General features: G+C 71.4%; 12 protein-coding genes. 11 read left to right on the forward strand and 1 reads right to left on the reverse strand.

The features are described 5' to 3' along the window. A complete protein-coding gene (locus ACIP63_RS32280; protein WP_401522859.1) occupies positions 1–2,259 on the reverse strand; it encodes an ATP-binding protein in 2,259 nt (752 codons plus the stop codon). 240 nt (positions 2,260–2,499) lie between these two features. On the opposite strand from ACIP63_RS32280, the gene ACIP63_RS32285 reads away from it, so the two are divergent. The 11 genes from ACIP63_RS32285 (at position 2,500) to ACIP63_RS32335 (ending at position 14,561) form a co-directional block, all read left to right on the forward strand. Then, on the forward strand, positions 2,500–2,955 hold the full coding sequence (locus tag ACIP63_RS32285; RefSeq protein WP_401522862.1) for a DUF948 domain-containing protein: 456 nt from the start codon (positions 2,500–2,502) through the stop codon (positions 2,953–2,955). 7 nt (positions 2,956–2,962) lie between these two features. Continuing rightward, positions 2,963–3,259, forward strand: a complete 297-nt coding sequence (locus ACIP63_RS32290) for a hypothetical protein (protein WP_401522864.1) — start codon at positions 2,963–2,965, stop codon at positions 3,257–3,259. After that, positions 3,259–5,928, forward strand: a complete 2,670-nt coding sequence (gene alaS / locus ACIP63_RS32295; protein WP_401522866.1) for an alanine--tRNA ligase — start codon at positions 3,259–3,261, stop codon at positions 5,926–5,928. The genes ACIP63_RS32290 and alaS overlap by 1 nt, the downstream gene beginning before the upstream one ends. 8 nt (positions 5,929–5,936) lie before the next feature. Continuing rightward, positions 5,937–6,410 carry a Holliday junction resolvase RuvX gene (gene ruvX / locus ACIP63_RS32300; protein WP_401523164.1) on the forward strand — a complete coding sequence of 158 codons (474 nt, stop codon included), beginning with the start codon at positions 5,937–5,939 and terminating at the stop codon, positions 6,408–6,410. A 100-nt stretch (positions 6,411–6,510) separates the two neighbouring features. Further along, positions 6,511–8,202 carry an endolytic transglycosylase MltG gene (gene mltG, locus ACIP63_RS32305; protein WP_401522868.1) on the forward strand — a complete coding sequence of 564 codons (1,692 nt, stop codon included), beginning with the start codon at positions 6,511–6,513 and terminating at the stop codon, positions 8,200–8,202. Continuing rightward, on the forward strand, positions 8,199–9,035 hold the full coding sequence (locus tag ACIP63_RS32310) for a shikimate dehydrogenase (protein ID WP_401522871.1): 837 nt from the start codon (positions 8,199–8,201) through the stop codon (positions 9,033–9,035). The genes mltG and ACIP63_RS32310 overlap by 4 nt, the downstream gene beginning before the upstream one ends. Before the next feature lie 147 nt (positions 9,036–9,182). Next, positions 9,183–10,367: a chorismate synthase gene (gene aroC, locus ACIP63_RS32315; RefSeq protein ID WP_401522874.1), complete on the forward strand. Its 1,185-nt coding sequence runs from the start codon at positions 9,183–9,185 to the stop codon at positions 10,365–10,367. Then, positions 10,364–12,010, forward strand: a complete 1,647-nt coding sequence (aroB, locus tag ACIP63_RS32320; RefSeq protein ID WP_401522877.1) for a 3-dehydroquinate synthase — start codon at positions 10,364–10,366, stop codon at positions 12,008–12,010. The genes aroC and aroB overlap by 4 nt, the downstream gene beginning before the upstream one ends. Continuing rightward, positions 12,007–12,450 (forward strand): type II 3-dehydroquinate dehydratase, encoded by a 444-nt coding sequence (gene aroQ, locus ACIP63_RS32325; RefSeq protein WP_362929232.1) that lies wholly within the window; start codon positions 12,007–12,009, stop codon positions 12,448–12,450. Before aroB ends, aroQ begins: the two co-directional genes overlap by 4 nt. A 107-nt stretch (positions 12,451–12,557) precedes the next feature. After that, on the forward strand, positions 12,558–13,385 hold the full coding sequence (locus ACIP63_RS32330) for a Pro-rich N-terminal domain-containing protein (protein WP_401522880.1): 828 nt from the start codon (positions 12,558–12,560) through the stop codon (positions 13,383–13,385). A gap of 69 nt (positions 13,386–13,454) precedes the next feature. Next, the gene (locus ACIP63_RS32335) at positions 13,455–14,561 is read left to right on the forward strand and encodes a M24 family metallopeptidase (protein WP_401522882.1); all 1,107 of its coding nucleotides are present in this window, start codon (positions 13,455–13,457) and stop codon (positions 14,559–14,561) included. The last annotated feature ends 44 nt before the right edge of the window (positions 14,562–14,605 follow it).

The following is a 14,605-nucleotide window of genomic DNA, read 5'->3' on the forward strand; positions in this document are numbered from 1 at the left end:
TCAACCGAGCTCGGGCCCGCCCCTCCTTGTTGTCCGGGAGGCGGCGGGCCTTCGCGTTTCCCCGGCCGCCCCGGCACCGGACGTCCCCTCCGGGGCCGCGCCGTCGCCCTCCGGGGCCGCGCCGGGCTCGTCCGGAACCGCGCGGACGCCGTCCGGGCCCGGGTCGTCGACCGCACCGGCCCCCAGCGCCCGTGCCACCGCCGCGGAGGCTTCCAGCCGGCGCCCCGAGAGCCGTACCGCCTCGTAGCGCTCGTCGCCGAGCTCGCCCCGCGCCCGCTCCTCGCACTCGACCCGGGGCCCTCCGTAGTGGACGGAGCCGAACAGCGGCAGGCCCACCGACGGCCAGATCCGGTCCGCCGCGCCCTGGAGGACCGCCGCCTCCGCCGCATTCCCCTCGACCACCGTGATGAGGGCCAGCAGCTCCAGTGAGAGGACCGTGCCCAGCAGATCGTGGAAGGCGTGCGCGATGGACAGGGACTCCCCGAGCATCCGGCGTGCCCGCCCGCTCGCCCCGGACCGCAGCGCCGCGAAGCCCAGGACGTACAGCGCGTACGCCAGAGCCCACCGCTCACCGTGGTCCTCGCAGATCTCGCGGACCTCGTCACAGATCGCCGCGGCCGTGTCCAGGTCCCCGCGGAACGCCACGGCCATGCCCAGCTCGACCTGGGCCATCAGCACATTGCTGTTCAGCTCGCCGATCTCCCGGTAGCGCCCGAGCGCGTCGCGCAGCAGCTCCTCCGCGCGGACCGGGTCGTCCGTGACGATCGACAGGCAGCCCGTGCGGTGCACGGCGTAGGCCACGGCGGTGGCGTCCCCCGAGTGCTCGCCCTCCTCGCGGCACTCCTGCAACGCCGACACCGCGCCGACCGGGTCCCCCTGCAGCACGGAGACGTACCCGAGCACCCAGAGGGCCTTCAGCCGCGAGTGGTCGTACGGGGACTCCGCCTCCAGGACGTGGTCCAGCCAGTGGCGGCCCTCCGAGAGGCGTCCGCAGCCCACCCAGTAGAACCAGAGCGTGCCCGCCAGATACTGCGCGAGATGGACCTCCTCCGGGCTCTCCATCGAGCACTCCATCGCGCGGCGGAGGTTGGGCATCTCGCAGTCGACCCGGGCGGCGGCCTCCGCCTGCCGGGGGCTGAACCAGTCGAGCTCGCACCAGGTGGCGAGCCCCAGGTACCAGTCCCGGTGCCGCCGGCGCAGCCGCTCGGCGTCCCCGGTCGCGCGCAGCCACTCGGCCCCGTACTCCCGCACGGTGTCCAGCAGCCGGTAGCGGCTGCCGACGGCCGAGTCCTCGCGCAGCACCACGGACTGCGCCAGCAGCTCGTCCAGCACATCCAGCACGGAGTCGACCGGCAGGCCGGGGCCGCTGCAGATGTACTCGACGGCCTCCAGGTCGAACTGTCCCGCGAAGACGGAGAGCCGCGCCCACAGCAGCCGCTGCTCGGGAGTGCACAGCTCGTGGCTCCAGCCGATGGCCGTACGCAGCGTCCGGTGGCGGGGGAGTGCGCTCGGACTGCCACCGGTCAGCAGCCGGAAACGGTCGTCGAGGCGGTGCAGCACCTGCTCCATCGTCAGGGCGCGCAGCCGCCCCGCGGCGAGCTCCAGAGCCAGCGGGATGCCGTCGAGGCGGCCGCAGAGCTCCCGCGCGGTGTCCAGGTCGCCGCCGGCCGGCCGGAACCCGGGGCGCACCGCGGCGGCGCGCAGGGTGAAGAGTTCCAGGGCGTCGTCGTCGGTCATCGGCAGCAGCGGGAACGCCAGTTCGCCGTCCACCCGCAGGGGGCGGCGCCCGGCGGCGAGCACCTGGAGCCGTGGAGCCCGGCGCAGCAACTCCCGTACGAGTCCGGCGCAGGTGTCGGCGAGATGCTCGAAGCCGTCGATCACGAGCAGGAGCCGGCGCTCCGCGCAGTGCTCGATCAGCACGGTGCGGGGCGGCTTGCTGGTGTGGTCGGTGAGACCCAACGCATCGACCAGCGCGTGTTCGAGCAGCGCGGGGTCCTGGACGGCCGACAGCTCGGCGATCCAGACGCCATCGCAGTACCGTTTCTCCATCAGAGCGGCCGCCCTGGTCACGAAGCGGGTCTTGCCGACCCCGGCCACCCCCGCCACGGTGACGAGCCTCGACTGCCGCAGGAGCGGCTCCAGTTCGGCCAGTTCGTCGTCGCGGCCCACGAAGGTGTTCAGCTCGGCCGGGAGATTTCCACGTACGGGGGCGGGCTCCGCGTCGTCGGGCGTAGGGCAGGGGCGCTGAGGGCGTCGCATGAAACACGCAGAGTACTGGCACATAAGCTCTCCGTACAATCTCCCCGCGTCCGGACCCGCGCCGCCCGCCCGTAATGCGGTACGGCGCCCGACGCCCGGCGCGATAGGCTCGGGGGACGACGATCGGCAGTGGTGGCAGCACGCCGCCGGCCGAGCAGTGACAGGCAGATACCGGCCGGGAGCGAGTTCCGGCCGATGCGGGCGACGAGCAGAGAGCGGTGCACTGTGTCCGGTGGAGAGGTGGCCGGCATCCTGGTGGCTGTCTTCTGGGCGATCCTGGTTTCCTTCCTCGCCGTGGTACTGGTGAGACTGGCCCAGACGCTCAGGGCGACCACCGCACTGGTGGCGGACGTGACGGAGCAGGCGGTTCCGCTGCTCGCCGACGCCTCGGCCACGCTGCGTTCCGCGCAGACCCAGCTGGACAAGGTCGACGCCATCGCGAGCGACGTCCAGGAGGTCACCTCCAACGCCTCGGCGCTCTCCACCACCGTGGCGTCGACCTTCGGCGGCCCGCTCGTGAAGGTCGCGGCGTTCGGCTACGGCGTGCGGCAGGCGATCGGCCGCCGTACCGCCACGGACCCCGAGCCCGACAAGGCCCGCCGGACCTCCCGCCGCACCGTGATTGTCGGCCGTACCGTGCCGTCCGCCCGTGACAGGAAGCGGAACGGCCGAAGCTCCCGCGGACAGAAGGACTGACCCAGCGATGTTCCGCCGTACGTTCTGGTTCACCGCCGGCGCAGCCGCCGGTGTCTGGGCCACCACCAAGGTCAACCGCAAGATCCGGCAGCTGACCCCCGAGAGCCTCGCGGCGCAGGCCGCCGACAAGGCGCTCGAGGCGGGTCACAAGCTGAAGGACTTCGCCCTCGACGTGCGTGAGGGCATGGTCAGGCGCGAGGCCGAACTGGGCGGGGCGCTCGGCATCGAGGCCTCGGCCGACGCCGAACCCGCCCTCCACCGAACACTCCCCTACAACTCGAACAACCGGAATGAGGACTACTGATGGAGTCGGCTGAAATTCGCCGCCGCTGGCTGAGCTTCTTCGAGGAGCGCGGTCACACCGTCGTGCCTTCGGCGTCGCTCATCGCGGACGACCCGACTCTGCTGCTGGTCCCCGCGGGCATGGTTCCCTTCAAGCCCTACTTCCTCGGTGAGGTCAAGCCGCCCGCCCCGCGCGTCACCAGCGTGCAGAAGTGCGTGCGTACGCCGGACATCGAAGAGGTCGGCAAGACCACCCGGCACGGCACGTTCTTCCAGATGTGCGGCAACTTCTCCTTCGGTGACTACTTCAAGGAAGGCGCCATCGAGTTCGCCTGGGCGGCGCTCACGAACTCCGTGGCGGACGGCGGCTTCGGGCTCGACCCCGAGCGGCTGTGGATCACCGTCTACCTCGACGACGACGAGGCCGAGCAGATCTGGCGCGAGAAGATCGGCGTCCCGGCCGAGCGCATCCAGCGCCTGGGCAAGAAGGACAACTTCTGGTCCATGGGCGTCCCCGGCCCCTGTGGCCCGTGCTCCGAGATCAACTACGACCGCGGCCCGGAGTTCGGCGTCGAGGGCGGCCCCGCCGTCAACGACGAGCGCTACGTGGAGATCTGGAACCTGGTCTTCATGCAGTACGAGCGGGGTGCCGGCGACGGCAAGGAGGACTTCCCGATCCTCGGCGACCTCCCGTCGCAGAACATCGACACGGGGCTCGGACTCGAACGCCTCGCCATGATCCTTCAGGGCGTACAGAACATGTACGAGACCGACACCCTGCGCGTCGTCATGGACAAGGCCACCGAGCTCACCGGCGTGCGCTACGGCGCCGAGCAGGGCTCCGACGTCTCCCTCCGGGTGGTCGCCGACCACATCCGCACGTCGGTGATGCTCATCGGCGACGGCGTCACCCCGGGCAACGAGGGCCGTGGCTACGTCCTGCGCCGCATCATGCGCCGCGCCATCCGCAACATGCGGCTCATGGGCGCCACCGGCCCGGTCGTCCGTGAGCTCGTCGACGTCGTCGTCGACACCATGGGGCAGCAGTACCCGGAGCTGATCACCGACCGCAAGCGCATCGAGACCGTCGCCCTCGCCGAGGAAGCCGCCTTCCTGAAGGCCCTCAAGGGTGGCACGAACATCCTCGACACCGCCGTCACCGAGACCAAGGCCTCCGGTGGCAAGGTCCTGGCCGGCGACAAGGCGTTCCTGCTCCACGACACCTGGGGCTTCCCGATCGACCTCACGCTGGAGATGGCCGCCGAACAGGGCCTCTCGGTCGACGAGGACGGCTTCCGCCGCCTGATGAAGGAGCAGCGGGAGCGCGCCAAGGCCGACGCCAAGGCCAAGAAGACCGGGCACGCCGACCTGTCGGCCTACCGTGAGGTCGCCGACAACTCCGGCGTCACCGAATTCACCGGGTACACCTCCGTCGAGGGTGAGTCGAAGATCGTCGGCCTCCTCGTCGACGGCGTACCCTCGCCCGCAGCCTCCGAGGGCGACGACGTCGAGGTCGTCCTCGACCGCACCCCCTTCTACGCCGAGGGCGGCGGCCAGCTCGCCGACCAGGGCCGCATCCGGCTCGACAGCGGCGCCGTCATCCAGATCCGCGACGTGCAGCAGCCCGTGCCGGGCGTCTCGGTCCACAAGGGCTCCGTCCAGGTCGGCGAGGTGACGGTCGGCGCCTCCGCCTACGCCGCCATCGACAACACCCGCCGCCGCGCCATCGCCCGCGCCCACAGCGCCACGCACCTCACGCACCAGGCGCTGCGCGACGCGCTCGGCCCGACCGCCGCCCAGGCCGGCTCGGAGAACTCGCCGGGCCGCTTCCGCTTCGACTTCGGCTCGCCCGCCGCCGTACCCGGCACGGTCCTCACCGACGTCGAGCAGAAGATCAACGAGGTCCTCTCGCGGGAGCTCGACGTCCAGGCCGAGGTCATGTCCATCGACGACGCCAAGAAGCAGGGCGCCATCGCGGAGTTCGGCGAGAAGTACGGCGAGCGGGTCAGGGTCGTCACCATCGGTGACTTCTCCAAGGAGCTGTGCGGTGGTACGCACGTCCACAACACCTCCCAGCTGGGCCTGGTGAAGCTGCTCGGCGAGTCCTCCATCGGTTCGGGTGTGCGCCGCATCGAGGCCCTGGTCGGCGTCGACGCGTACAACTTCCTCGCCAAGGAGCACACGGTCGTCGCCCAGCTCCAGGAGCTGCTCAAGGGCCGCCCCGAGGAGCTCCCCGAGAAGATCTCCGGCATGCTCGGCAAGCTGAAGGACGCCGAGAAGGAGATCGAGAAGTTCCGTGCGGAGAAGGTCCTCCAGGCCGCCGCCGGGCTCGTGGAGTCGGCCAAGGACGTGCGCGGCGTCGCCCTGGTCACCGGGCAGGTGCCGGACGGCACCACGGCCGACGACCTGCGCAAGCTGGTCCTCGACGTGCGTGGGCGCATCCAGGGCGGCCGGCCGGCCGTCGTGGCCCTGTTCACCACGGCCAACGGCCGCCCGCTGACGGTCATCGCCACCAACGAGGCGGCCCGCGAGCGCGGCCTCAAGGCCGGTGAGCTGGTGCGCACCGCCGCCAAGACCCTCGGTGGCGGTGGCGGCGGCAAGCCGGACGTCGCCCAGGGCGGCGGCCAGAACCCGGACGCCATCGGCGACGCCGTCGCCGCTGTCGAACGCCTCGTCACCGAGACGGCGTGACGTCCGGGATGTCGCAGATGCGCCGTGGACGCCGACTCGCCGTCGACGTCGGTGACGCCCGTATCGGGGTCGCCTCGTGCGACCCCGACGGGATCCTCGCCACGCCGGTGGAGACCGTGCCGGGACGCGACGTCCCGGCCGCCCACCGGCGGCTCGGGCAGATCGTCGCGGAGTACGAGCCGATCGAGGTCATCGTCGGGCTGCCCCGCTCCCTGGGCGGCGGTGAGGGCCCGGCTGCCGCCAAGGTCCGCGCTTTCGCACAGGTGTTCGCCCAGGCGATCGCGCCGGTTCCTGTACGTCTTCTGGACGAGAGGATGACCACAGTGACGGCCACTCAAGGGCTACGCGCTTCGGGCGTGAAGTCCAAGAAGGGCCGGTCTGTCATCGACCAGGCTGCCGCTGTGGTGATCCTTCAGAACGCTCTGGAGTCCGAACGGGCGTCAGGCACCGCACCTGGCGAGGGCGTCGAGGTGGCTGTCTGATCGCGATACGGTAACGTTCCGCGCGATGCGCCGGTGTTCGAACAGACACCGCACAGCAAAGCGAAGAGACGGAGCGTCGTCTCGCGGCTCAAGGGGACCGATGACTGAGTATGGCCGGGGCTCCGGCTCCGAACCGTGGCATCCCGAGGACCCCTTGTACGGGGACCAGGGATGGGGAGGCCGGCAGGCCGCCCACGGCCAGGGCCAGTACGAAGGCCAGCAGCAGTCCTACGCCCAGGACCCGTACGCCCAGCAGGGCTACCAGCAGGATCCGTACGCGCAACAGCCGCAGCACCAGCACGACCCGTACGCCCAGCAGCACCAGCAGCCGTACGGCGCGCCGCAGGACCCGTACGCCCAGCAGCAGCCGCAGTACGACGGCGGCTGGGACACCGGTCAGCAGGCGGCGATGCCGTACGGGGCGCAGCAGCCCCCGTACGGCAACAACCCCGGCTACGGCGAGCAGGGCGACTACTACGGCACCCCCGAGGCCTACCCTCCGCCGCAGCCCCCGGGGCGTCGCGAGGAGCCCGCTCAGCAGCAGCAGACTCCGGACTGGGATCCGGAGGTGCCGCAGGAGGAGACGCATCCCTTCTTCACAGGCGTGGACGCACCGGACGACGCGCGCGGTTCCCGCGATGACGCCGAGTACGGCGACGATCCGCGCGAGTCGCGCCGGGCCGGCGGCGAGCGCCGCGGCAAGGGCAAGAAGAAGAGCCGCAACGGCTGCGCGTGCCTGGGCGTCGCGGCGGTCCTCGTCGGCGGCCTCGGGGGAGTGGGCTACTTCGGCTACTCGTACTACCAGGGTCAGTTCGGGGAGGCCCCGGACTACGCGGGCTCCGGCTCGGGCACGGTCGAGGTGGAGATTCCCGAAGGCGCCCTGGGCAACGAGATCGCGAACATCCTGAAGAAGGCGGGTGTCGTCAAATCCGTCGATGCCTTCGTCTCGGCGCAGAACGGGAATCCCAAGGGGGGCTCCTTGCAGGCCGGTGTCTATCTCCTGAAGAAGGAGATGTCCGCCGACAGCGCCATCGAACTGATGCTGGACCCGAAGAGCCAGAACGCCCTGGTCATTCCCGAGGGCACGGGCACCATGGCAATCTACGCGACGATCGACAAGAGGCTCGAGCTGAAGGCGGGCACCACGGCCAAGGTCGCGAAGACGAAGGCCGAGAGCCTCGGGCTGCCTGAATGGGCGGATGATGATCCCGAGATCAAGGACCCGCTGGAAGGGTTCCTCTTCCCGGCCGCATACGCGGTTCCCAAGAATTCGAAGCCCGAGGACGCCCTGAAGAAGATGGTGGCCCGGGCCAACAAGGAGTACGGGAAACTCGATCTCGCACAGAACGCGAAGAAGCTGAATCTGGACTCGCCGCTCGACGTCATCACCGTGGCGAGCCTTGTCCAGAAAGAGGGCAAGTACAAGCACGACTTCGACAAGGTCGCGAGGGTTGTGTACAACCGGCTCAAGCCGGACAACCTCGAAACCGTCGGCAGGCTCGAATTGGACTCCACGGTCAATTACATCCGGGACGAGAGCACGCTGGACGTGGGAGCCGTCGACGACCTGCGGAAGATCGACGATCCGTACAACACGTACAGCATCAAGGGGCTTCCGCTCGGCCCGATCACCAACCCGGGCGCGGATGCGCTGCAGTCGGCGATCAGCCCCGCGTCCGGGCCCTGGTACTACTTCGTCTCCGTCACCGAGGACAAGACGCTGTTCGCGGTGACGAACGAGGAGCACGAGCGCAACCGCGAGAAGTACGAAGAGAACAAGGCGGACCAGTGACCACGTCCCGCCGGGCCGCCGTCCTCGGTTCCCCGATCGCCCACTCGCTCTCCCCCGTCCTGCACAGGGCCGCCTACGCCGCACTGGGGCTCGACACCTGGTCGTACGACCGCTTCGAGGTCGACGAGGCGGCGCTCCCCGGCTTCGTCGAGGGGCTGGACTCCTCCTGGGCGGGGCTCTCCCTGACCATGCCGCTGAAGCGGGCGGTCATCCCGCTGCTGGACGGCATCAGCGACACGGCGGCGTCGGTCGAGACCGTCAACACCGTGATCTTCACCGAGGACGGCCGGCGCGTCGGCGACAACACCGATATCCCCGGCATGGTCGCCGCCCTGCACGAACGAGGGGTCGAGAAGGTCGAGTCCGCCGCGGTCCTCGGCGCCGGCGCCACGGCCTCCTCGGCGCTGGCCGCCCTCGCCGTGATCTGTACGGGCCCGGTCACCGCGTACGTGCGCAGTGCGGCACGGGCCGGCGAGATGCGTGGCTGGGGCGAGCGCCTCGGTCTCGACGTCAGGATCGCGGACTGGGCCAGGGCCGACGAGGCCCTGCGCGCACCCCTCGTGATCGCCACCACGCCGGCCGGCACGACGGACGCCCTGGCGGACGCCGTCCCGACCGCACCCGGCACTTTGTTCGACGTGCTCTACGAGCCCTGGCCGACGGTCCTCGCCTCACGCTGGTCGGCGGCCGGGGGGACGGTCGTCGGGGGGCTCGACCTCCTCGTCCACCAGGCGGTCCTCCAGGTCGAGCAGATGACCGGGCGGAGCCCCGGCCCGCTCGGTGTCATGCGGACGGCCGGCGAGCAGGCACTCGCGGCACGGGAACGCCTGTAGGCCCGTCCGGATCGGGCCGTGAAACGTCCGTCTGCTGGACCGGCGGCCGGTCGGCCCTCCCGATCGTGGGAGGATCGGGGGCGGCGGGCCAGGGCCGCGCACCCGGTCGCGCCGTTGCAGTTACAGGCGCGAGCATGAGGAGCACCGTTGAGCAGGTTGCGCTGGCTGACCGCCGGAGAGTCGCACGGCCCCGCACTGGTGGCGACGCTGGAGGGTCTTCCCGCCGGTATCCCCGTCACCACGGAGATGGTGGCGGACGCGCTCGCCAGGCGACGGCTCGGTTACGGGCGCGGCGCCCGGATGAAGTTCGAGCGGGACGAGGTCACCTTCCTCGGAGGCGTCCGGCACGGCCTGACCATGGGCTCGCCGGTCGCCGTCATGGTGGGCAACACCGAGTGGCCGAAGTGGGAGCAGGTCATGTCGGCCGACCCGGTCGACCCCGAGGTGCTGGCCGCGCAGGCCCGTAACGCCCCGCTGACCCGCCCCAGGCCCGGTCACGCCGACCTGGCCGGGATGCAGAAGTACGGCTTCGACGAGGCCCGGCCGGTCCTGGAGCGCGCGAGCGCCCGGGAGACCGCCGCCCGTGTCGCCCTCGGCGCCGTCGCCCGGTCCTACCTCAAGGAGACCGCGGGCATCGAGATCGTCTCCCACGTCGTCGAGCTGGCCGCTGCCAAGGCGCCCTACGGCGTCTACCCCAAGCCCTCCGACGTCGAGCGGCTCGACGCCGATCCGGTGCGCTGCCTGGACGCCGACGCGTCGAAGGCGATGGTCGCGGAGATCGACCAGGCCCACAAGGACGGCGACACCCTCGGTGGAGTCGTCGAGGTGCTCGCCTACGGCGTTCCCGTCGGCCTGGGCTCGCACGTCCACTGGGACCGCAGGCTCGACGCCCGTCTCGCCGCCGCGCTGATGGGCATCCAGGCCATCAAGGGCGTCGAGGTCGGCGACGGCTTCGACCTCGCCCGGGTGCCGGGCTCCAAGGCGCACGACGAGATCGTGGCCACCGAGGACGGGATCAGGCGCACCTCCGGCCGCGCCGGCGGCACCGAGGGCGGGCTGACGACCGGAGAGCTGCTGCGGGTCCGCGCGGCGATGAAGCCCATCGCCACCGTGCCCCGCGCGCTCGCCACGGTCGACGTCGTCACCGGTGAGGCGGCCAAGGCCCACCACCAGCGTTCCGACGTGTGCGCCGTTCCGGCCGCCGGGATCGTCGCCGAGGCGATGGTCGCCCTGGTGCTGGCCGACGCGGTGGCGGAGAAGTTCGGCGGCGACAGCGTCGCCGAGACCCACCGCAACGTGCAGTCGTACCTCTCCCACCTCCAGATCCGGTGAGCGGCCCGCTGATCGTCCTCGTCGGTCCGATGGGGGTCGGCAAGTCCACGGTGGGGGAGCTGCTCGCCGAGCGGCTCGGCGCCACCTACCGGGACACCGACGCCGACGTCGTGGCCACCGCCGGCAAGTCGATTCCCGAGATCTTCTTCGACGAGGGCGAGGAGCGGTTCCGGGCTCTGGAGCGCGAGGCCGTACGGGAGTCCATCGCCGGGCACCGGGGCGTACTCGCGCTCGGCGGCGGGTCCGTCCTCGACGAGGCCACGCGCACGCTGCTCGCGGGCCACCGGGTCGTCTATCTCTCGATGGACGTGGACGAAGCGGTCAAGCGGGTCGGGCTGAACACCGCCCGCCCCCTGCTCGCCGTCAACCCGCGACGACAGTGGCGTGAACTCATGGACGCCAGGCGCCATCTGTACGAGGAAGTGGCGGGCGTGACCGTCGCGACCGACGAACGTACCCCCGAAGAGGTCGCCCAGGCGGTCCTCGACGCACTGGAGCTGCCGGAGCGTACAGGCGGGCCCGTACCGTCCGACCAGGAGAAGACACGCATGACCGAGCAGGGCACCACACGCATCCAGATCGCCGGCACGGCAGGCACCGACCCGTACGAGGTGCTCGTCGGCCGCCAGCTCCTCGGCGAGCTGCCGAACCTCATCGGTGACCGTGCCAAGCGGGTCGCCGTCCTGCACCCCGAGGCGCTCGCCGAGACCGGCGAGGCGGTCCGTGAGGACCTCGCCTCCCAGGGCTACGAGGCCATCGCGATCCAGCTGCCGAACGCCGAGGAGGCCAAGACCGTCGAGGTCGCCGCCTACTGCTGGAAGGCGCTCGGCCAGACCGGCTTCACCCGCACCGACGTCATCGTCGGCATCGGCGGCGGCGCCACCACCGACGTCGCGGGCTTCGTCGCCGCCTCCTGGCTGCGCGGGGTGCGCTGGATCGCCGTACCGACGACCGTGCTCGGCATGGTCGACGCGGCGGTCGGCGGCAAGACCGGCATCAACACCGCCGAGGGCAAGAACCTCGTGGGCGCCTTCCACCCGCCGGCCGGTGTGCTCTGCGACCTCGCCGCGCTGGACTCGCTGCCGGTCAACGACTACGTCTCCGGCATGGCCGAGATCATCAAGGCCGGCTTCATCGCCGACCCGGTCATCCTCGATCTCGTCGAGGCCGACCCCCAGGGCGCCCGTACGCCCGCGGGGCCGCACACCGCGGAGTTGATCGAGCGTTCCATCAGGGTCAAGGCCGAGGTCGTCTCCAGCGACCTCAAGGAGTCCGGACTGAGGGAGATCCTCAACTACGGCCACACCCTCGCCCACGCCATCGAGAAGAACGAGCGCTACAAGTGGCGCCACGGCGCGGCCGTCTCGGTCGGCATGGTCTTCGCCGCGGAGCTGGGCCGGCTCGCGGGACGCCTCGACGACGCCACCGCCGACCGGCACCGCGCCGTCCTGGAGTCCGTCGGGCTGCCGCTCACCTACCGCGGTGACCAGTGGCCCAAGCTCCTGGAGAACATGAAGGTCGACAAGAAGTCCCGCGGCGACCTGCTGCGCTTCATCGTCCTGGACGGCATCGGCAAGCCCACCGTGCTGGAGGGCCCCGACCCGGCCGTCCTGCTCGCCGCCTACGGGGAGGTCTCGGCATGACGACCCGCAGGGTCTTCGTGCTCAACGGCCCGAACCTCGGACGTCTCGGCTCCCGCGAGCCCGACGTGTACGGGGCGACGTCCTACGCCGGTCTGGTCGACACCTGCCAGGCCCTCGGCAAGGAACTCGGGTTCGACGTCGACGTCCGCGAGACCAACGACGAGGGCGAACTGATCCGCTGGCTCCACGAGGCGGCGGACGGTTCGGTCCCCGTCGTCCTCAACCCCGGCGCCTTCACGCACTATTCGTACGGGATGCGGGACGCGGCCGCCCAGCGCACCGCCCCGCTGATCGAGGTGCACATCTCGAATCCGTACGCGCGCGAGGAGTTCCGCCACACCTCCGTGGTCGCCCCGGTGGCCACCGGGACCGTGGCGGGCTTCGGGATCGGCTCCTACCGGCTCGCCCTGCGGGCCCTGGCCGACGAACTGACGGACTGACACCGGGCACTTCGTACCTCCCCCGCCCGTTCACCGAGTGGCGGCCGGGGAAGGTACGGTTGCCGTCGACCAGCGCCAGTTGCCTGCACGAGACGGAGTGGCACCGGATGCAGCACGCAGTGGGGGCTCCGCTGCCGCCGCCCCAGGGTCCCGGGAACGGGCCGTGGACGCACCAGGCCCAGCACCAGGGCCACCCCGGCCAGGCGGGGCCGCCTCCTCCTCCCATGGCTCCCGGGCCCCAGCCGCAGACACCCGCGCCTGCGCCCGTGCCCCAGCACGCCCCGGTGCCACCCTCCCGGGAGACCACCGGGCACATCCAGCTGCCGCCCGGCGGTCCCGTCCCGCTGCCCGCGCCGCCCGCCGAGGCGGGCACCGGAGCGGCGACCCTGGCCGTGCTGCTGATCGGGCCCGCGGGGGCGGGAAAGACCACGGTCGCCAAGCTCTGGGCGGGCCGCCGCCGGGTTCCCACCGCACACGTCTCGCTGGACGACGTCCGCGAATGGGTCTGCTCCGGCTTCGCCGACCCGCAGGCCGGGTGGAACGACCACTCCGAGGCGCAGTACCGCCTGGCCCGGCGCACCTGTGGCTTCGCCGCCCGTAATTTCCTGGCCAACGGCATCTCCTGCATCCTCGACGACGCCGTCTTCCCCGACCGGCCCGTCGTGGGCCTCGGCGGATGGAAGCGCCACGTGGGCCCGGGGCTGCTGCCCGTGGTCCTCCTGCCCGGCCTGGAGGTCGTCCTGGAGCGCAACGCGGCACGCAGCGGGAACCGCAGGCTCTCCGACGAGGAAGTCGCCAGGATCCACGGCCGCATGGCCGGGTGGTACGGCTCCGGCCTGCCGATCATCGACAACTCCACCTACGACGTCGAGACGACCGCGCGGGTCCTCGACGACGTCCTGGCCCGCTCCATAGCCAGCCCTCCGGCCTGGTAGCGGCCGCGCGGTCCCCGGTCGGGTGCGCTGACCGGGCGGGCCCAGGCCCGCGCTCGTAGGCTCGGGAACATGTCAGAGGTGTACGCCGTCCGACGCGGGCAGCTGCGTGACCGGTACGCCGCCGCCGGATCCGCGGCCGCCCTGGTCTCCCGCCCCGCCAACGTCCGCTATCTCGCGGGCGGGGCCCCGCCCGGCGCCGTGCTGCTGCTCGGCCCCGGCGAGGACGTCCTGCTCTCCCCCCGCGCGCCGACAGGGGACCCCGTCCACGGGCGCCCCGACGAGGGGCTGCGACTGACCGTTCTCCCCGACGCCGACAGCGACCCGGTGGTCGCGGCGGCGGAGCTCGCCGGCCGCCTGCACGCCGACTCCCTGTCGGTCGAGGAACACGACCTGACGGTCTCCCGTCACCGCGCCATGAGTTCCGTCGCGCCCCGCCTGCGCCTCGGCGACCTGGGCAGCACGGTGGAGCAGCTGCGTCTGGTGAAGGACGAGGAGGAGATCGCCTGCCTGCGGATCGCGGCGGAGATCACCGACCAGGCGCTCGGCGAACTGCTCGAATCCATCCTCGTGGGGCGCACGGAACGCCATCTCGCCCTGGAACTGGAGCGCCGGCTGGTGGACCACGGTGCGGACGGCCCGGCCTTCGCCACCTCGGTGGGGACGGGCCCCCACTCCGGTCTGGGGCGCCACCGGCCCACCGACCGCAGGGTCGAGGAGGGTGATTTCCTCTCCGTCTGCCTGGGAGCGAACTACCGCGGCTACCGCTGCGAGATCGGCCGGACGTTCGTCATCGGGACGAGTCCCGCGGACTGGCAGATCGAGCTCTACGACCTTGTTTTCGCCGCTCAGAGGGCCGGCAGGGAGGCTCTCGCCCCCGGTGCCGCCTACCGCGACGTGGACCGCGCGGCCCGCCATCTCCTGGACTCCGCGGGTCACGCGGACTGCCTCCAGCCCAGCACCGGGCACGGGGTCGGACTCGAAATCGACGAGGACCCGCAGTTGGCACCGACAGCCATGGGTAAACTGGACGCTTGTGTGCCGGTCACCGTCGAACCGGGGGTCCACCTCCCGGGCCGGGGCGGTGTCCGGATCGATGACACGCTCGTCGTGCGCCCCGAGGCGGACGGCGGACCCGAGCTACTCACCATTACGACCAAGGAGCTGCTCGCGCTCTAGGGGAACTCCTCGCGGAGGACTCCGGGCGCGCATCCTTTGTCGTC

Origin of the sequence: Streptomyces sp. NPDC088746 (genome assembly GCF_044751065.1) — a bacterium.
Lineage (GTDB): Bacteria > Actinomycetota > Actinomycetes > Streptomycetales > Streptomycetaceae > Streptomyces.

Coding starts and splice junctions, on each gene's coding strand:
- ACIP63_RS32280 (WP_401522859.1), bottom strand. CDS start 2,259: ATGCGACGCCCTCAGCGCCCCTGCCCTACGCCCGACGACGCGGAGCCC.
- ACIP63_RS32290 (WP_401522864.1), top strand. CDS start 2,963: ATGTTCCGCCGTACGTTCTGGTTCACCGCCGGCGCAGCCGCCGGTGTC.
- alaS (WP_401522866.1), top strand. CDS start 3,259: ATGGAGTCGGCTGAAATTCGCCGCCGCTGGCTGAGCTTCTTCGAGGAG.
- ruvX (WP_401523164.1), top strand. CDS start 5,937: ATGTCGCAGATGCGCCGTGGACGCCGACTCGCCGTCGACGTCGGTGAC.
- mltG (WP_401522868.1), top strand. CDS start 6,511: ATGACTGAGTATGGCCGGGGCTCCGGCTCCGAACCGTGGCATCCCGAG.
- aroQ (WP_362929232.1), top strand. CDS start 12,007: ATGACGACCCGCAGGGTCTTCGTGCTCAACGGCCCGAACCTCGGACGT.
- ACIP63_RS32330 (WP_401522880.1), top strand. CDS start 12,558: ATGCAGCACGCAGTGGGGGCTCCGCTGCCGCCGCCCCAGGGTCCCGGG.
- ACIP63_RS32335 (WP_401522882.1), top strand. CDS start 13,455: ATGTCAGAGGTGTACGCCGTCCGACGCGGGCAGCTGCGTGACCGGTAC.